This window comes from Rhodanobacter sp. LX-99, assembly GCF_018599185.1.
Lineage (GTDB): Bacteria > Pseudomonadota > Gammaproteobacteria > Xanthomonadales > Rhodanobacteraceae > Rhodanobacter.
In genome coordinates this window covers 1762107-1780252 of sequence record NZ_JAHFVL010000001.1, presented here as the reverse complement: position 1 = coordinate 1780252, position 18146 = coordinate 1762107, and the positions used below count along the sequence as shown (strand labels likewise).

The 18146-nt window shown below is 67.0% G+C and carries 16 protein-coding genes; 6 read left to right on the top strand and 10 right to left on the bottom strand.

From position 1 onward, the window contains the following. Window positions 1-60: 60 nt before the first annotated feature. Window positions 61-402, top strand: coding sequence for a hypothetical protein (locus KK131_RS08165; protein ID WP_214556163.1), 342 nt, complete (start codon window positions 61-63; stop codon window positions 400-402). A gap of 122 nt (window positions 403-524) precedes the next feature. Here the strand turns inward: KK131_RS08165 and KK131_RS08160 are convergent, their stop codons facing one another. After that, window positions 525-875, bottom strand: coding sequence for a cupredoxin domain-containing protein (locus KK131_RS08160; RefSeq protein ID WP_214556162.1), 351 nt, complete (start codon window positions 873-875; stop codon window positions 525-527). A 10-nt stretch (window positions 876-885) separates the two neighbouring features. Continuing rightward, window positions 886-1416: a DUF4142 domain-containing protein gene (locus KK131_RS08155; protein WP_214556161.1), complete on the bottom strand. Its 531-nt coding sequence runs from the start codon at window positions 1414-1416 to the stop codon at window positions 886-888. Window positions 1417-1578: 162 nt separating this feature from the next. On the opposite strand from KK131_RS08155, the gene folE reads away from it, so the two are divergent. Next, window positions 1579-2202: a GTP cyclohydrolase I FolE gene (gene folE / locus KK131_RS08150; RefSeq protein WP_214556160.1), complete on the top strand. Its 624-nt coding sequence runs from the start codon at window positions 1579-1581 to the stop codon at window positions 2200-2202. Window positions 2203-2257: 55 nt separating this feature from the next. Next, window positions 2258-2959: an RNA polymerase sigma factor gene (locus KK131_RS08145; protein WP_214556159.1), complete on the top strand. Its 702-nt coding sequence runs from the start codon at window positions 2258-2260 to the stop codon at window positions 2957-2959. Window positions 2960-2965: 6 nt separating this feature from the next. Here the strand turns inward: KK131_RS08145 and KK131_RS08140 are convergent, their stop codons facing one another. The 6 genes from KK131_RS08140 to zwf form a co-directional block, all read right to left on the bottom strand. Then, window positions 2966-3601: a DUF998 domain-containing protein gene (locus tag KK131_RS08140; protein WP_214556158.1), complete on the bottom strand. Its 636-nt coding sequence runs from the start codon at window positions 3599-3601 to the stop codon at window positions 2966-2968. A gap of 85 nt (window positions 3602-3686) precedes the next feature. Next, the gene (locus tag KK131_RS08135; protein ID WP_214556157.1) at window positions 3687-4508 is read right to left on the bottom strand and encodes a TlpA disulfide reductase family protein; all 822 of its coding nucleotides are present in this window, start codon (window positions 4506-4508) and stop codon (window positions 3687-3689) included. A 96-nt stretch (window positions 4509-4604) separates the two neighbouring features. Beyond that, a complete protein-coding gene (locus tag KK131_RS08130) occupies window positions 4605-5258 on the bottom strand; it encodes a bifunctional 4-hydroxy-2-oxoglutarate aldolase/2-dehydro-3-deoxy-phosphogluconate aldolase (protein WP_214556156.1) in 654 nt (217 codons plus the stop codon). A gap of 51 nt (window positions 5259-5309) precedes the next feature. After that, complete coding sequence (edd, locus tag KK131_RS08125) at window positions 5310-7127, bottom strand: phosphogluconate dehydratase (protein WP_214556155.1); 1818 nt, start codon at window positions 7125-7127, stop codon at window positions 5310-5312. 208 nt (window positions 7128-7335) lie between these two features. Next, window positions 7336-8049, bottom strand: coding sequence for a 6-phosphogluconolactonase (gene pgl / locus KK131_RS08120; RefSeq protein ID WP_214556154.1), 714 nt, complete (start codon window positions 8047-8049; stop codon window positions 7336-7338). A gap of 109 nt (window positions 8050-8158) precedes the next feature. Further along, a complete protein-coding gene (gene zwf, locus KK131_RS08115) occupies window positions 8159-9622 on the bottom strand; it encodes a glucose-6-phosphate dehydrogenase (protein ID WP_214556153.1) in 1464 nt (487 codons plus the stop codon). A gap of 340 nt (window positions 9623-9962) precedes the next feature. Here zwf and KK131_RS08110 point away from each other — a divergent pair, with 340 nt between their 5' ends. The 3 genes from KK131_RS08110 (at window position 9963) to nagA (ending at window position 13089) form a co-directional block, all read left to right on the top strand. Beyond that, window positions 9963-10715 (top strand): GntR family transcriptional regulator, encoded by a 753-nt coding sequence (locus tag KK131_RS08110; protein WP_214556152.1) that lies wholly within the window; start codon window positions 9963-9965, stop codon window positions 10713-10715. A 9-nt stretch (window positions 10716-10724) separates the two neighbouring features. After that, the gene (locus tag KK131_RS08105) at window positions 10725-11756 is read left to right on the top strand and encodes an SIS domain-containing protein (RefSeq protein ID WP_214556151.1); all 1032 of its coding nucleotides are present in this window, start codon (window positions 10725-10727) and stop codon (window positions 11754-11756) included. 193 nt (window positions 11757-11949) lie between these two features. Continuing rightward, complete coding sequence (gene nagA, locus KK131_RS08100; RefSeq protein ID WP_214556150.1) at window positions 11950-13089, top strand: N-acetylglucosamine-6-phosphate deacetylase; 1140 nt, start codon at window positions 11950-11952, stop codon at window positions 13087-13089. Between the two features lie 70 nt (window positions 13090-13159). Here nagA and KK131_RS08095 read toward each other — a convergent pair whose 3' ends face one another. Together KK131_RS08095 and KK131_RS08090 are read right to left on the bottom strand one after the other, a co-directional pair. Next, a complete protein-coding gene (locus tag KK131_RS08095; protein ID WP_214556149.1) occupies window positions 13160-14782 on the bottom strand; it encodes a sulfotransferase in 1623 nt (540 codons plus the stop codon). 226 nt (window positions 14783-15008) lie between these two features. Then, window positions 15009-18044 carry a TonB-dependent receptor gene (locus KK131_RS08090; protein WP_250887023.1) on the bottom strand — a complete coding sequence of 1012 codons (3036 nt, stop codon included), beginning with the start codon at window positions 18042-18044 and terminating at the stop codon, window positions 15009-15011. Window positions 18045-18146 lie beyond the last annotated feature (102 nt).

Genomic DNA, 18146 nt, shown 5'->3' with positions numbered 1-18146 from the left:
GGTTTGTGTCGATACGGCGGGCAGGTCGAGTCCGGTTTTCGATTTCCGGGGGAGAAAAACATGCGCAAGATGCTGTGGGTTTTCACGGTGTGCTGTCTGTTGCTGGCTGCCTGCGCCAAGCCGTTGCCGCCGGAGAGGCTGGCGTATGCCGGGCAGTGGCGGTCGACGACGATGTCGCTGCTGATCACCGAGAGCGGCAACGTGAACTACAGGCGGGTGGACGGCAATATGAGCAAGTCCATCAACGGCCCGCTGCAGGCGTTCGAAGGCGACAACTTCGTGGTAGGCGTCGGCCCGGTCAAGACCACCTTCGTGGTCTCGATGCCGCCTCACGAGGATGACGGCGTGTGGAAGATGACGGTCGACGGGGTGGAGCTGACCAAGGTGCCGCCGGGCGAGTGAGCCGGCAAAAAAACGGCCGCAGCGGGATCGCTTGGATCCAGCGCTGCGGCCGGGGGACCGGCAGCATGCAAGCTCGCGGTAGGACGACCTTGCAACCTCGAGGGGAGAGAGTTGCTGCCGGGTTACTTGGCGACCAGGGTACCGGTCATGCCAGGGTGGAACTTGCAGAAGAACGCGAACGAGCCGGCCTTGGCCGTGGTGCGCACGGTGGCACCGGGTTTCAGGTCGACGTCGAAGCTGCCGTCGCGGGCGGTGGCGCTGTGTTCGAAGATGTCGTGGTTGACCCATTCGATGATGTCACCGGCGCGTACGCCGGTGGGCATCGGACCAAACACCATCTTGTCGAGCACGATCACGTGCACGGTCCGTGCTTGCGGGGTCGCTGACGCTGTGGCCGGGGTGGCCGCGAATGCCGGCGCGAGGCCCCAGCCCATGATCAGCAGGCCGGCGACCAGAATCGTGCTGCGGAACATGGCGCGCTCCTTACTTCAGGCTGGCAGCCAGGTGCTCGGCGTGCATCTGGTGTTCGTGGAACAGCTTCGAACCGGTTTCCAGCAGCGACTTCAGCTCAGCGTTCTGCGTGGCCGGAATCAGCGTGCCGTCGAGTGCGGCCAGCACGGCCTTGTGGAACGCCACTTCGTTGTCGGCATAGGCCTTGTCGTAGGCGGCACCGCTGAGCGCGGCCAGCTTGGTCTGTTCGGCGGCGGCGCCCTTGGCCAGCGACTGGCTGGTGGCGTTGTCGGCCGGGGTGACGCCCAGCTTCTTGGCCAGCGCCAGGGCCTGGTCGTTCACGGCGGCGTGGTCACGCGCCATTTCCTTGGCGAACTCGAGCACCGCCTTGTTGTGCGACTTGCTCAGCGCCTGCTTGGCGGCGGTGACGTCGATCGCGCCGGCGGTGTAGGCGATGTGGGCGATCTGCGCGTCGTTGATGGCCGGCGCCGGGGTGGCGGCGTGCACGCTGGCGAGCGAGCCGAGGCCGAGGGTGAGGACGAGGGCGAACAGGGACTTGTTCATTAGCGGTGTCTCCTTGGAATGGGCGAAGGGCGAGCGAAGCTTGCCGGTGCCCATGAGATGCAGCAGCGGCGTACAGGTTCCGGCGGGTGTACGGAGTGCTGCGGGAACCTCGGACGCGGCGCCTGCGTCGGATCAGCTGTCACCCCAGCGAAGCCTCTCCACATGCTCGAACTCGATCAATCCATCGCTTCAACGGCCGCGCCGGTGCCGGCCGGCGAAACTCCCCGCCCCACGCGTGCCGAGGCGGAGGCCGCCGTGCGCACGCTGATCCGCTGGGCCGGTGACGAACCCGCGCGCGAAGGCTTGCTGGCCACGCCGGCGCGCGTGGTGCGCGCGTACGAGGAATGGTTCGCCGGCTACCGGCAGGACCCGGCCGGCCTGCTCAGCCGCACCTTCGGCGAAGTCGGCGGCTACGACGAACTGGTCATCCTGCGCGACATTCCGCTGCAGTCGACCTGCGAACACCACATGGCGGCGATCCGCGGCGTGGTGCACATCGCCTACCTGCCGAACCAGCGCGTGGTCGGCATCTCCAAGCTGGCGCGGCTGGTCGAGGCGTTCGGCCGGCGCCTGCAGATCCAGGAGCGGCTCACCGTGGAGATCGCCGATACCCTGGCCCAGGTGCTGCACCCGCGCGGCGTGGCGGTGATCGTGCAGGCCAGCCACGAATGCCTGTCCTCGCGCGGCGTGCGCCTGCACGGCGTGTCGATGCAGACCCGGCGCCTGCTCGGCGAATTTGCGCAGGAATCGCGGCGCGGCGAGATCCTGGCCACGCTGGCCGGCTGACCCGGGAACCTCGGGCCACCCCGCAGCGTCAGATCAGGTGTAAAAGGAGAAAGCCATGTCAGCCCATGCCCATGTTGCACTCGTCGATTACGCCGCGCTGGACGACCACGCGCTGGTGGCGCAGGTCCGCGACGGCCATCGCGAGGCGTTCCGCCACATCATGCAGCGCTGCAACCAGCGCCTGTTCCGCATCGCGCGTGCCGTGATCGGCGAGGATTCGGAAGCGGAAGACGTGCTGCAGGAATCGTATATGCGTGCCTACCACAAGCTGGATTCGTTCCGCGGCGACTCGACCCTGCTGACCTGGCTGACCAGCATCGTGCTGAACGAGGCGCGCGGCCGGCTGCGCAAGCGCCACGCCATGGTCGGCCTGGAGCAGGTCGACGCGGCGATGGACGATACCCACCAGATCATCCAGTTCCCCTCGAAGTTCGGCAGCGAGGATCCGGCGGTCTCGGCCGCGCGGACGCAGATCCGCCACCTGCTCGAACACGCCATCGACAAGCTGCCGGAGGCGTTCCGCACCGTCTACATGATGCGCGAGGTGGAGGAGTGCTCGGTCGAGGAAACCGCCACCCTGCTGGCGATCAAGCCGGAGACGGTGAAGACCCGCCTGCACCGCGCGCGCCGGCTGCTGCGCACGTCGCTGCAGGGCACCCTGGCCGAAACCATGAGCGAGGCGTTCCCGTTCATGGGCCAGCGCTGCGCCCGCGTCACCGACGCGGTGATGGCGCGGCTGGAGGCCGAAACGGCGTAAGGCGTTTCACGTGGCGCGCTGGCGCCGCAGCCAGTTCGCCGCCAGCAGCAGCCAGACCAGGATCAGCGCGATCACCAGCCGCTGCTCCAACCCGCGCGGCATGCCGTGCCATAGCGCATCCACCCAGATCCCCACGAAGCAGGCCAGCGCCAGCGCGAACGCCGGTGCGAAGCGTGGGCGCCAGCGCGGGTTGGCGCGCAGCCACCACGACTGCAGCAGCATCGCCACGCTGACGCACAGGAACGCCGTCTGCGCCGCCACGCCGTGCACCAAGCCTTCCAGCGTGGGCGCGCGGCCGGGCAGGTTGCTGTGCGCCAGCGCGGTCACGCACAGGCCGACGCCGGCGCAGACGAACAGCAGCCATGGCGCCGCGCTGCGGCGTCCCTCCCGCAAGGCGAAGTAGTAACCCGCGCCAAGCGAGGCCAGCGCCAACGCCAGCACGACGTATGCCGCCTGCAGCCAGTGGCCGTAGGCATCCAGCAGGTAGAGGCTGAGCGGCGCGTCCATCCAGTCCAGGTCGCTGCGCAGCAGCTGCACGGCCACGGCGACGACGCTGAAGACCAGCAGGCCGGCCAGCGCGATGTCGCCGAGCGCGCGGCTGGTCGAGGCGTCCGGATGCGTGGATGGATCTGGGTTGTCCATTGGATCGGCCACCTGATTGCCGTGGAGTCGCTCGTGTGGAGATGGCGGCGCGCGCGTGTCGATGAGGCAGCTCGCGGCGGCGCGGTCAGCGTGGCGCCGGGGCGTCCGGCGAACGGATCCGCTGCAGGCGTTCGGCCAGCGTGGCGCGCGACAGCTCGCCGATGTGCATGTCGCGCAGGCGACCGTCGGCGTCGAGGAACAAGGTGGTCGGGTAGCCGCGGGCGCCGTAGTGGTTCGACAGCTGCAGGTTGCCGTCGATCAGCACGTTGTCCAGCGCCAGCCGCTGCACCTGCATGAACTGCTTCACCGCGGCCGCCGATTCGCCCTGGTCGGCGAACACGAAACGGATCCGCGGCATCGTTCGCTGCGCCTCGGCCAGCACCGGCATCTCGCGCCGGCACGGACCGCACCAGGTGGCCCACAGGTTGATCACGGTGGGCTGGCCGCGCAGCTTTTCCAGCGCGACCTCGCGGCCGTCCAGGTCGCTCAGCAGCAGGGCCGGCAGGCCGGGATGGGTGTTCGCGGCCAGCTTGTACGCGACCAGTCCGGCGAACGCCCATGCCGCGATGCCGACGGTCACGCCGGCGGCCAGCGGTCGACGCAAGGGCGGCCGGCGCCAGCCGATCAGCAGCGCCGCCACGACCAGCCCGAGCGCTCCGGCGATCGGATCGAAACCGCCGTCGCGGATGTTCAACATGCTGCCCGGTTGCTGCACGTACTGCGGCCACCAGCCGGCCACGTAAGCCGCACGCGCGCCGAGCAGGCCGATGCCGAGCGCCAGGTACAACGCATTGCCGGCGTCGGCGTAGCCGCGCCTGGCCAGGAAGCCGGCGACGGCAAGCGCGGCGACGACGCCGAACAGCAGCGCCAGCAGGGCCGACGAGAGGGCCAGCGGTCCGATATTCAAGTTCCATCCTTGCAGGTGATGGCTCGTGCGATGGCGGCGAGCATGTGCAAGGGGAACCTTACCCGGTATCGCGCGGCCGGGCAGCGCGGACAGTCCTCAGTCCGCCCGGCGCAAACCGGCGGCCTCGCGCGCCAGCAACTCGATGCCGGCCCAGTCGCCGGCGGCGAGCTTGTCGGCGGGAGTGAGCCAGGAGCCGCCGACGCAAAGCACGTTCGGCAGGGCGAGGAAGTCGGGTGCGCTGCTCAGGCCGATGCCGCCGGTGGGGCAGAAGCGGATCTGCGGCAACGGGCTGGCCCAGGCGCCGAGCAGCTTGGTGCCGCCGGCCGGTACCGCGGGGAAGAACTTCAGGTGGCGATAGCCGCGCTCGAGCAGGGCCATCGCCTCGCTGGCGGTGGCCACGCCGGGCAGCAGCGGCAGTTCGCTGTCGTCGGCGGCGTCGAGCAGGCGCGGCGAGGTGCCGGGCGACACGGCGAAGCGGGCGCCGGCCTGCTTCGCGGCTGCAAGATCGCGTGCGGTCAGCGCGGTGCCGCAGCCGACCACGGCGCCTTCCACTTCGGCGGCGATCGCACGGATCGCCTCCAGTGCGGCCGGCGTGCGCAGGGTGACCTCGATCGTCGGGATGCCGCCGGCGACCAGCGCGCGCGCCATCGGCACCGCGGCCTTCGCGTCGTCGATGATCACCACCGGAATCACCGGCGCCAGCCGCATGAGGGTTTCGACTTGCTGCTGCTTTTGTTCGATGGGGCTCACGTCTGACTCCTGGGTTTCGCTCTTCCCCTGCTTGCAGGAGAGGGAGCAGGACTACAGCACGCCGGCGCCGAGGTCGGCGTTGGCGGCGGCCTGGCGGAACAGCCCGAACAGTTCGCGGCCCATGCCGCTGTGTTCGCGCGACAGGTCGGCGACATGCGGCAGGCGTGCGTCCAGTTCGTGCGCTTCGAGCAGGACGTCCAGACGTCCATTCGCCGCGTCCAGCCGGATCATGTCGCCATTGCGGACCTTCGCGATGTTGCCGCCGGCGACTGCCTCGGGCGTCACGTGGATCGCCGCCGGCACGCGGCCGGAGGCGCCGGACATGCGCCCGTCGGTGAGCAGGGCGATGCGGTGGCCGCGGTCCTGCAGCAGCGCCAGCGTGGGGGTGAGCTTGTGCAGCTCGGGCATGCCGTTCGCGCGCGGGCCCTGGAAGCGCACCACCGCCACGAAGTCGCGATTCAGCTCGCCGCGCTTGAACGCGCCGGCCACCTCGTCCTGGTCGTCGAAAACGATCGCCGGCGCCTCGATCAGCAGGCGATCGTCCGGCACCGACGACACCTTGATCACCGCGCGGCCGAGGTTGCCCTCGAGCATGCGCAGGCCGCCGTCGGCGCGGAACGGTTCGTCGACGCCGCGCAGCACGCCGCGGTTGCCGCTCTGCTTCGACACGGGCGCCCAGTGCAATGCACCGCTGTCGTCGAGTTGCGGGATCTGCGCGTAGCCGTCCAGGCCGGTACCGAAGATGGTCTGCACGTCGGCGTGCAGCAGGCCGGCGCCGAGCAGCTGGTCGATCAGGAAGGCCATGCCGCCGGCGGCGTGGAACTGATTCACGTCGGCGTAGCCGTTCGGGTAGACGCGCGCCAGCAGCGGGATCACGCCGGACAGCGCATCGAAGTCGTCCCAGCGCAACTGGATGCCGGCGGCGTGCGCGATGGCCACCAGGTGCAGCAGGTGGTTGGTGGAGCCGCCGGTGGCGTGCAGGCCGATCACGCCGTTGATGATCGCGCGTTCGTCGATGATGTGGCCGAGCGGCAGGAACGCATCGCCCAGCGCGCTGTGCGCGGCGACGCGGCGCACCACCTCGGCGGTGAGCGCGTCGCGCAGCGGCGTGTCCGGCGCGGTGAAGCTGGCGCCGGGCAGGTGCAGGCCCATGATCTCCATCAGCATCTGGTTGGAGTTGGCGGTGCCGTAGAAGGTGCAGGTACCGGCGGTGTGGTACGAGGCTGCCTCGGCTTCGAGCAGCTCGGCCTTGCTCGCCTTGCCGTCGGCATAGGCCTGGCGCACCTTCGACTTCTGCTCGTTCGGGATGCCGCTGGGCATCGGCCCCGACGGCACGAACGCGCCGGCCAGGTGGCCGAAGCTCAGCGCGCCGATCAGCAGGCCCGGCACGATCTTGTCGCAGATGCCGAGGAACAGCGCGCCGTCGAACATGTCGTGCGACAGCGCCACCGCGGTGGCCAGCGCCACCACATCGCGCGAGAACAGCGACAGCTGCATGCCGGGCCGGCCCTGGGTGATGCCGTCGCACATCGCCGGCACGCCGCCGGCGACCTGGGCGGTGACGCCGGCGTCACGGGCGATTTGGCGGATCAGCGCCGGGTAGCGTTCGTACGGCTGGTGCGCCGAGAGCATGTCGTTGTAGGCGGTGACGATGGCCAGGTTGGCGCGCCGGCCGCTGCGCAGTGCGGCCTTGTCTTCGCTGCCGCAGGCGGCGAAGCCGTGGGCCAGGTTGCCGCAGGACAGGTGCCCGCGCCGCGGCCCGCTGCGGTCGATCGCGTCGATCCGCCTGAGGTACGCCGCGCGCGTCTCGCGGCTGTGCTCGCGCAGGCGTTCGGTGACTTCGGCGACGACGGGATGCAGCGTGCTCATGATATGTATCCGGAATCGTTGAGAGAAAAAGACGGGAGTGCAAGCAACGGCATGCACTCCCTGATGTCGACAAGGCGCTGTCCTGCGCCTCGTCGACTCGGCTCGTCCGGCTATCGCCTGACGAGCCTCCGACCGAACAACGACTTGCGTCGTTGCTCGGCGAGCGACCCATCCGTGGGTCGCATAGCCGGCGGCTTTCAGCCGCCGACTACGGGCACCAGTACACCGCCACCGGCACGCGCTGCTGGGTCAGCACCGCGCGCACCGGGTAGTCCCGTGCGGCGCCGAGGCCGAGCCGCGCGTCGGCGAGCAGGTCGCGTTTCTTCTCGCCGGCCACCAGCAGGTACAGCGCGCGCGTTTCCAGCAGGGTCGGCAGGCTCAGCGTGATGCGCGGTTCGCCGGCGCCGGGCGCATGCATCGGCAGCACGCGGGCGTGGCCTTCCAGGTCCAGCGCCTCGGCCAGGTGGTCGCCACCGGGGAAGAACGAGGCAGTGTGGCCGTCGTCGCCCATGCCCAGCACCACCGCGTCGAACGGCAGCGGCAGCGCATCGATGCGCGCGTTGGCGGTGGCCAGCCCGGCTTCGGGAGTGATGTCGCCGGTGTACAGCGGAAGGAACTGCGCGGCACCGGCGGCGTGCTGCAGCAGCAGCGACTTCACCAGCCGTGCATTCGAGCGCTCATCGGTCTCCGTCACCCAGCGTTCGTCGACCAGGGTCACCTGCACCTTGGCCCAGTCGAGTTTCTCGCGCGACAGGCTGGCGAAGAAATCCTTCGGCGTGCTGCCGCCGGAGACCGCCAGCACGGCGTGGCCGCGTTCGGCCAATCCGCTGCGCAGGCGTTCGGCGACGCGTTCGGCCAGTGCCGTGGCCTGCGCGCGGCAATCGGTGAAGCTGTGCGTGGTGACGTTCAGATGGGTGGTCATGGCAGGTATCGCGACAGGCACTCAGGCGTGGCCGCGCGCATCGTGGGGAAGGGAGCGCCAGTCTGCCGCACGCAACGGCGCGGTCGGGTGAAGCGCCGGTAAACGCAGCCTACTCACTGTCTTCGTTCCAGGTGCGGCCGTCGCGCTCGATCAGCGCCACCGCGGCGCTCGGGCCCCAGCTGCCGGCGGTGTATGGCCGCGGCGCCTCGCCGCTGTCGGCCCAGGCGGCCAGGATCGGGCCGGCCCAGCGCCATGCCGCTTCCACTTCGTCGCGGCGCATGAACAGGGTGGGATTGCCGCGTACCACGTCGAGCAGCAGGCGTTCGTACGCATCCGGCTGCTGCACGCCGAACGCCTCGGCAAAGCTCATGTCCAGCGGCACGTGGCGCAGGCGCAGGCCGCCGGGACCGGGGTGCTTGATGGTCAGCCACAGTTTCACGCCTTCGTCCGGCTGCAGGCGCAGCACCAGCCGGTTCTGCGACAGGGTGCCGGCGTCGGGGCTGAAGATCGAGTGCGGCACCGGCTTGAAGGTGACCACGATCTCCGACACCCGGCTCGGCAGCCGCTTGCCGGTGCGCAGGTAGAACGGCACGCCGGCCCAGCGCCAGTTCGCGATCTCGGCCTTCAACGCCACGAAGGTTTCGGTGTTCGACTTGCTGTTGCCCAGTTCCTCCGGATAGCCGGGCACGCTGGCGCCCTCGGCCACGCCGGCGCGGTACTGCCCGCGCACGGTGAGCTGGGCGGCGTTGCTGTCGTCGATGGCTTTCAGCGAATGCAGCACCTTCAGTTTCTCGTCGCGCACCGCGTCGGGCGCCAGTGACGACGGCGGCTCCATCGCCACCATGCACAGCAGCTGCAGGATGTGGTTCTGCACCATGTCGCGCAGCGCACCGGCGCGGTCGTAGTAGGCGCCGCGATGGCCGACGCCGAGGGTTTCGGCCACGGTGATCTGCACGTGGTCGATATGGCCGGCGTTCCACAGCGGCTCGAACAGCGCGTTGCCGAAGCGCAGCACCAGCAGGTTCTGCACGGTTTCCTTGCCGAGGTAGTGGTCGATGCGGAAGGTCTGCGACTCGTTGAAGACCTTGCCGACCGCGTCGTTGATCTGGTTCGCGCTGGCCAGGTCGCGCCCGATCGGTTTCTCCAGCACCACGCGCGAGGCACCTTCGTTGAGCTTGTACTGGCCCAGCCGGTTGCAGATGTCGACGAACAACTCGGGCGAAGTGGACAGATAGAACACGCGGATATGCCCGGGCCGGCTGCCGATGAGGGCGGCGAAGTCGTCCCAGCCCTCGTCCTTGCGCGCGTCCAGCGGGCGGTAGAACACCTGCTGCAGGAACACGTCGAGCTGCGCCGCCGCGCACACGCCGATCAGCGCCTCGCGCAGCTGCGCGCGGTAGCCGTCGTCGTCCAGCGCCTCGCGGGCGATGCCGACGATGCGGCTGCTGGCCGGGATCTGGCCGTCGAGGAAACGGTGGAACAGGGCCGGCAGCAATTTGCGCACGGCGAGATCGCCGGTGCCGCCGAAGATCACCAGGTCGAACGGTTCGACCGATTGGGAGGAAGCAGTCACACAGTCACCTCGACTCGATGCCGGATGGCGGGCAGGGGCCTGATGGCGCGTCTTGCCCGGGGTGTTGGCGATCGTACCAGTGAAATACCAGATCAGCTACCCGTGTGCATACGAATTCATAAAAACAGTAGCTGACCGGCCGTAGTCGGGTCGCCGCCGCAGACTCCGATCACCCTGAACCCTTCGCCAAGCTCAGGACAGGCGCAGGCCGCAGGCTGAAGTCGAAGGGTTCCGCGCGACGCACCTCGACTTTGCCCGCTGGCGCGGGCTACGCCCAGTTGCGAACGGTGGGTCGTGGCCGGCTTGCTTCCAGTGGTTCGCTATTGGTATCGTTCGCCGCATGGAAGCTGCCCTCGCCAACGAATACCGCCGGATCTGCCGCGATCCGGCCACGCACCAGCCGCTGGCCTACCTGCGCCTGCGCCGGGCGATCCGCAACATCGTCGAGCACCGCGACATCGAGCCGGGCCAGGCGCTGCCCAGCGAACGCGACCTGTCGCAGGCGCTGAAGCTGTCGCGGGTGACCGTGCGCAAGGCAATCGCCGGACTGGTCGAGGAAGGCCTGCTGACCCAGCGCCACGGTGCCGGCACCTTCATCGCCGAGCGCATCGTCAAGCCGATGTCGCGGCTGACCAGCTTCACCGAGGACCTGCGCGAGCGCGGCCTGTCGCCGCGTTCCGAGTTTTTCGAGCGTGGCATCGGCGAAGTGACGCCGGAGGAATCGATGGCGCTGAACCTGTCGCCCGGCTCGCTGGTGGTGCGCCTGCACCGCGTGCGCTACGGCCAGGACGAACCGTTGGCGATCGAGCGCAGCGTGGTGCCGGCCAGCGTGCTGCCCGATCCGCTGCTGGTGCGCGACTCGCTGTACGAGGCGCTGGAAAAACTCAACGCGCGCCCGCGCCGTGCACTGCAGCGGCTGCGTGCGGTATCGCTGAACGCGCAGCAGGCGCGGCTGCTGCACGTCAACGTGGGCAGCGCGGGGCTGAGCATCGAGCGGCGCAGTTTTCTGGACGACGGCCGCGTGGTCGAGTTCACCTGTTCCTGGTATCGCGGCGACATCTACGATTTCGTCGCCGAATTGCAGACCGACTGAAGGATCGATATGGACGCCCGCGACACCTTGATGTACCAGGAGGCGCACGAGTCGGCCGCGGTGGTCGCGCGCCAGTTCGCCGCGAACGAGGCCGTCGTCGCTGCGCTGGCGCAATCGCTGCGCGCGCAGCCGCCGCGCTTCATCGTCACCTGCGCGCGTGGAAGCTCCGATCACGCCGCGGCGTACGCGAAGTACGTGTTCGAGACCCAGCTCGGCATCGCCACCGCGTCGGCGTCGCCGTCGGTCACCTCGGTCTATGCGGCCGAGCAGCAGTGGCAGGGCGCGCTGTTCATCGCGATCTCGCAGTCGGGCAAGAGCCCCGACCTGCTGCGCAACGCGCAGGCGGCGAAGATTGCTGGCGCACGCGTGGTGGCGCTGGTGAATGTCGAGGATTCGCCGCTGGCGGCGCTGGCCGACACGGTGATCCCGCTGCACGCGGGCTCGGAGCGCAGCGTGGCGGCGACCAAGAGCTACATCGCCGCGCTGGCCGCGGTGCTGCACCTGTGCGCGCGCTGGCGCGGCGACGTCGAGCTGGGCGCCGCACTGCAGGCGTTGCCGGATGCGCTGCGCAGCGGCTGGGATGCGGACTGGTCGGCGCTGGGCGAAGGCCTGGTCCATGCACACAACCTGTTCGTGGTTGGCCGCGGCTACGGCCTCGGCATCGCGCTGGAGGCGGCGCTGAAGTTCAAGGAAACCTGCGGCCTGCACGCCGAGGCGTTCAGTGCCGCCGAGGTGAAGCATGGCCCGATGGCCCTGGTCGGGCCGAACTTCCCGGTGCTGTGTTTCGGCCAGGACGACGATACGCTGGCCGGCACGCTGGCCGTGGCCGATGAATTCCGCGGCCGCGGCGCGCAGGTGTTCGTGGCCGCGCCCGGCCGCCACGGCAGCGGCATGCTGCCGGTGGCCAGCGGGCTGCCGGCGCTGTGCACGCCGCTGCTGATCATCCAGAGCTTCTACCGCGCCGCCAGCGCCTTGTCGCTGCGCCGTGGCTTCAACCCCGACGTGCCACCGCATCTCAACAAGGTCACGGAAACCGTCTGATCGAACCAAACCTGCCATCTGTTGGGCGCCGTACTCAGCTGGCTGGGAAATCATCCGTTCGCCCTGAGCGTAGGCCGCAAGGCCGAAGTCGATGGGCACGCGGAGACGCTTCGACTTCGCTCGCTGGCGCGAGCTACGCTCAGTGCGAACGGGCTGAGGCGCCGTTCAACCTGGATACCCCGCAGGACTCGCCATGACACTCGCCCTTGCCAACGCCCGAGTACTCACCCCAGACGGCTGGCGCGACGATCTCGCCGTGCTGCTGGAGGGCGAGCGCATCGTCGACCTGCTGCCGCCTGCCGACCCGCGCGTGCGTGATGCGCATCGGCACGATCTGCACGGCGCGATGCTGTTGCCCGGCTTCATCGACGTGCAGGTCAACGGCGGCGGTGGCGTGCTGTTCAACGAGGCACCCACCGTGGAGACGTTGCGCCGGATCGGCGCCGCGCATCGGCGCTTCGGCACCACCGGCTTCCTGCCGACCCTGATCAGCGACCGCTTGGAAGTGATGCGTGCGGCGCTGGCCGCCGTGGAGCAGGCGCTGGCCGAAGGCGTGCCGGGCGTGCTCGGCATCCATCTGGAAGGCCCGTACCTGGCGCCGGCGCGCAAGGGCGTGCACGACCCGAAATACTTCCACGCGCCAGGCAGCGACGAGCTGGCGCTGCTGTGCGCGCCGCACCGCGGCGTGCGCCTGCTTACGCTGGCGCCGGACCAGGTGCCGCTGGCCAGCATCGGTGCGCTGGCCGCCGCCGGGCTGATCGTCTGCGCCGGGCATACCGCGGCCGACTACGAGACGACCCGTGCCGCGCTCGCGGCAGGCGTGCGCGGATTCACCCATCTGTTCAACGCGATGACCCCGTTCGGCAGCCGCGAGCCGGGCGTGGTCGGCGCCGCGCTGGAGGACGCCGACAGCTGGTGCGGCATCATCGCCGACGGCCACCACGTGCACCCGGCCAGCCTGCGCGTGGCGATCGCCGCCAAGCCGCGCGGCAAGATGCTGCTGGTCACCGATGCGATGCCGCCGGTCGGCGCGGATCGTCCCGACTACGTGCTCAACGGCGAAACCGTCATCGTGCAAGACGGCATCTGCCGGACCGCACAAGGCGTGCTTGCCGGTTCCGCGCTGGACATGGCCAGCGCGGTGCGCAATGCGGTGCAGTTGCTCGGCCTGTCGCTGGAGGAAGCGGTGCGCATGGCCAGCACCTATCCCGCCGAGTTCCTCGGCCTGGGCGGCAGTCATGGCCGCATCGCTCCCGGCTATCGGGCCGACCTGGTGATGCTGGACGATGAGTGCCGTGTGCAGCAGAGCTGGATTGGTGGAAGCCCGGAATAGAACACCCTCACGCGGCGCAAAGCCCGAACAGGCGCTGGGGCAAATCCCCTTTGCGGCGCTTGCAGGATGTTCAGTCGACCCTCACACCGTAGTCGACGAGTGCTTGTTGCAACGGGCTCAGCTGGGCCGCGTAGCGGCGCCACTGGCCAAGGGTGCGGGAATGAATCGCTTCGCGCACCTGGACGCTGCTGGGGGTCGCCACGGGCGCGACGTTGCGCTCGGGATGCAGGCAGTCCTCTTCCATTTCCAGTCCGCAATGGTGCAACACCTGATGAAGAGTCGCCGCAGGGTCATTGACCAGCGAGGCATATGAGACGTCGAACATGACGCCTGGCAAGCTTGCCCGCCAATGGTCCGTCAGGCGCACATACTCACTGTAATAGTGCGCAAGTGCGTGTTGTTCGTAGCAATAAGGGGACGCCATGCCGGACATCATCTTGAGATTGGACCAGCAAACATCCATCGGATCGCGCGTCATATGCAGTATCCGCGCCTGCGGCAATGCGCGGCGGATGAACGGCACCATTCGCACGTTGATGGGTAGCTTGTCGATGTAATAACGATGCCCCTGTGCGCGCCACTGGGTCTGTTTCAGGTAGCGGGCGCCTAGCTCGGCAAAGTCAAAGTCCACCTCTTCACAGCGGCTGATAGCCGCCAGCATGCCTTCCGTGCCTCTGGGCGCAACATCGGTTACCCAATGGAACTGCCGCTGGAAATCCAGGATCTCGCCAGCGGAAACCACATCCGAGTGACTAGAAAGCATATGGTCGAGCAAGGTCGTTCCCGAGCGGGGCATTCCAACGATGAAAATGGGAATCGGGCCATCGAACCGAGGCATGCTGCCAGTTGTCAGCGTGGCGAGTATGTCCGAGCAATGGATCAGCGCCTCGGTCAGTGCACTCTCGCCGGCTTCGTCGTAGAGATTTATTTCTTGCATTAGCGCATTGCTGCGTTCCAGTGCCGCCCATGCTTCCCCTCGCTGCCCCAGGTCGTCATGTACCTTGAAGGTCGCTGATTCAAATTCGGCTCGGGAAAACTTGTCGCGGACAGCGACGCTGTCCGTCGCCATTCCAGCCAGCGAGCCACGAAAGAGTTCAAGGTGATTTGACTCCAGTGTCTGCTTGCGCAGATTGGCGAGAATGATCGCTGAGTCACCATGGCGCGGCCAGCGCTGCAGGCATGCCAGCAACACGCTTTCGGCCTCGGCTATCCTGCCCGTGAATTGATGCAGCATGGCGTTGAGATAGTATTCACTGCTTGTCGTGACACCCTGCGCCACGGCTCGGTCCATACATGTCCGCGCTTCGGATATTTCCCCGAGCATCCAGTGGAGTTGAGCTTGTTCGCTCAGCACCTCTGCCGGAGGATCGGGCGCGCGCCCGAGGTGCGCCAGGCACGCGCGCGCGCCCTGAATTTCGCCATTGATCGACAGGTGCCACGCCAGATGGATGATTGTCAGGACGTCATTGGGCAGCATCGGCACCGCCTGCAGCAGCTGCGAAGTGGCAGCACGCATGCGGCCTTGTCGGAGAATCACGGCGGCAAGCTCGATACGTAACGGAACGTTTTGCGGCTCACTCTGCAAGAGTGATTCGAGCGCTTTCTGCGCCGCTGTCCACTGTTTGCCGTCAATGAACTCTCGGACCCGTCGGAAAAGTGCGGTGCTCGAGATGGATGTATCGGTGACGCTCATGGGTGTTCCCGGCGACTGCTCGAATCGATGAATGTAATCCGCCGGCTGCCAGATTACGGCATCGTTTCAAGCAATGGATGATCGTGGTTCTCCGGTTCGGCGACCTTGCTCGTGCTGCGAGGTGGCAACGATCCGTGCTGTGGTGGTGAGCTTGGTGGCCACATGAAAAAGCCACCGACCCGAAGGTCGGTGGCTAGGCTCGGCCAGTTTCAGCCGTTGTCAGCTATCAGTAGTCGTACTGGACCGACAGACGCACCGTGCGCGGCGGCTGCCAATAGATCCCGTCGCCGTAGCTGTTGTTGATGAACACGGTGTTGGCACCATCGTAGGCGCTTTCGCCCGCTGCGTCGGTCTGGATCGGCCGCTGCTGGTTCAGTGCGTTGATCACGTCCAGGTTGAAGCCCAGCTTGTGGTCGGCAAACGCCGGCGCATAGTGCACGCCGAGGTTGACCTGCTCCGTCCATGGCGTATGACCTGCCGAACCTGGGGGCATGCGGATACCGTGGCACCAGTGGTAATTGCCGCTGCCGCCGCCGTTATAACCGGTCGGGTCGCCGACGCCTTCGGTGCCGTAGTAGCCCAGGCACTCCTTCGGCGTGCCGGACTGGGCCAGCAGCGTACCGGAGACCAGCCATTCCGGGGTGATCTGGTAGGCGCCGCGGAAGCGGATCTGGTGCTTGCGCACGTTGGCCAGATCGCCATCCTGACCGTCCATCAGCTGCCAGCTGTCCCAGTCCTCGGTCTTGGACACGTCGCCCTGGCCGAAGTCGGAACGCACCTGACCCTCGGTATTGCCGAAGCCGCGGCTGAAGGTGTAGTCGAGGCGGGCCATCCACTTGCCGTCGAACGGATGCTCCAGGTACAGGTTCAACGAACCGATCTTGCGCCTGACGCCATTGATATAGCCCCAATCCTTCTGGCTCATCGATACGATCATGTCGCTGCTGGTCGCATTTTGCGACTTCACCAGCATGTCATTGGTAAGGCCCGGGTTGATCAGGCGGCACGACGATGCGCCGTACAGCGAGTTGTAATAATCGGCATCCGGATTGTTGGAATCGACCTTGGCCGGGTCGACACCCATGCTGATCATCTTGGTGGCGATCTGGCCCGCCGAACATTCGTCGTCGATGGCGGTCTTCAGGTCGCGCCACATCGCCTTGGCACCGTAGGTCCACTCGTCATTGAGCTTCTTGTCGAAGCCGAGGATGAACTCATCCACGTATTCGGGCTTGAGGTTGCGCGCAGTGACTTCGTCCGGATTCTTGGGCAAGCCGAATTCGCCATCCGGTGACGTGGGGGCGCCCAGCGATTTCAGACCCGTCGGCACACCGTCCGCATCAATGCCGGTATAGGTGAAGTACTGGGTGATGTAGGTCGAGCGGTTTGCCGCACGTTCGGCTGCATTGTCCGGCAGCGCGAGGTAGTAGCGGCCCACGTTGCCATAGACCTTGAACGAGGAATCACCATTCACGTCCCAGCTGGCGCCGATACGCGGCTCCCACTGGTTCTTCTCGTCGACGAACGCCTTGCCCACGTCGTTGTAGTTGGTGAAGTGGTCGTTGCGGATGCCGATGTTCAGCAGCACGTTGGACGCCACCTGCCAGTCGTCCTGCAGGTAATAGGCCTTCTGGCTCGCCGTCATGCTGGTGGCCCAGCCGATCGTGCGCTTCTGCACGCGACCGTTGGGGTATTTAGCGGAAACGGGGGCGTAACGCCAGTAGTAGTTGACTGCCGGGTTGAACGGATTCTGGTTGTCCGGACCCTGGTGGCTGGCCTTGTAGTTCATGTTGTCGATACCGACGGCGAGGTCGTGATCGCCCAGACGGTAGTCGAAGTCGGCACGCAGGCCATGGGTGGCATTGGTCGCCTGCGGAGAGGTCCAGGTGGTGTTGCCTTGGGCGTTCACAATGCCGTTCGGGCCGGTGCCAGGCGGCAGGTAGGCCGGATTCTGGTTGTACGGCCGCGAGATGAAGGGCAGCGGGCTGGTGTTGCCGTAGACAACGGGGTCCTGGAAGCGGGCCTTGCCGTACAGGATGCTCAACGTGGCCGAGTCGGTGATGTAGCTCGTGAAGTGGCCAAGGTAGAACTGCGCGTTGTCCTTGGTCACGTCGTTGTTGCTGGAGAATGCCCCGGACTTCAGCGTGCTGTTGTCGAATTCATAAGTCTTGCCGGCACCGTTGGACTGGTTCTGTTTCAGCGCCGTCAGTTCCAGGATATTGCTGTCGGTGATGTTCCAGTCCAGCTTGCCGTAGAACTTGGTGTTCTTGTCACGCAGATACTGAACCTTCTGATTGGCCGCCGATTCGACATTGGTGGTCTGGTCCCTGGTGGTCTCGGCTGCCAGGAACATGAACAGCTTGTCCTGGATCAGCGGACCGCCAACGTAGGCGGAGTAGGTTGTCTCCCACTCCTTGTTGTCGTTGCGGTACTGGTTCAGCGTCCCCGGCTTGGCTGGATCTTCCAACTGGTAATGAGTGAAGCCATCTGGGCTGGCGGGGTTAGCGACATCTGCGGGGATTGCGGGGTTGCCGTAACGGTTGTTGACCGGTGTGCCCTCGAGGAACCGCGGCTGCCAGAGCACCTGGGCACCGAAGTGCCATTCGTTGGTGCCGCGCTTGCCAATCTGGTTGATCACGCCACCGTCGGAGCGACCGTACTTGGCGCTGTAACCACCGGTCAGCGTTTCCTGCTGGTCGATTGCGCCGTAGGGCAGCGCAAAGCCACCCAGGTTCTTGTACGGCTCGCCGGTGTTGTAGCCGTTCACGTAATAGGCGTTCTCGGACACACTCGATCCGCCGAAGGCGACCGCGTTGGGGAAGAAGCCGCTGCCCTTGACGGTGCCCGGGGCGAGGAGGGCGATGGACTCCGCGTTGCGGCTGATCGGCAGTTTCCGCAGGTCGGCGGCGGTGATGACCGTGCTCGAACTGACGCTGGAGACGTCGATGGCAGGCAATGCATTGGCCGAGACGGTCACCGCGCTCAGCGATGTCGTTTCGGCACTGAACGTGACCACTGTGCCGGCATTGGGCGCCAAGGACACCTTGCGTGTGTCGACGACCGCGCCGTCCTTCTTGAGCGAGACCGTGTAGACACCGACCGGCACGTTGCTGATCTGGAAACGGCCCGAGCTGTCGACGGCCACTTCGCGCGTCAGGCCCGTCGCGTTGGTGGCCGAGACGGTTTCGCCCGCCGCTGCCGGTGCCTGGCCGAATATGGAGCCCGTGGTGGACTGCGCCATGGCGACACCGCCGAGGCTCATGCTCAGTGCCACGGCGAGAGCGGTGTGGCGCCACCTCGGATTATGGGTTTTGTTGTGACTGCTCATTGACAATGAATCTCCCCAGAGTGAAAAGCCCGAAGG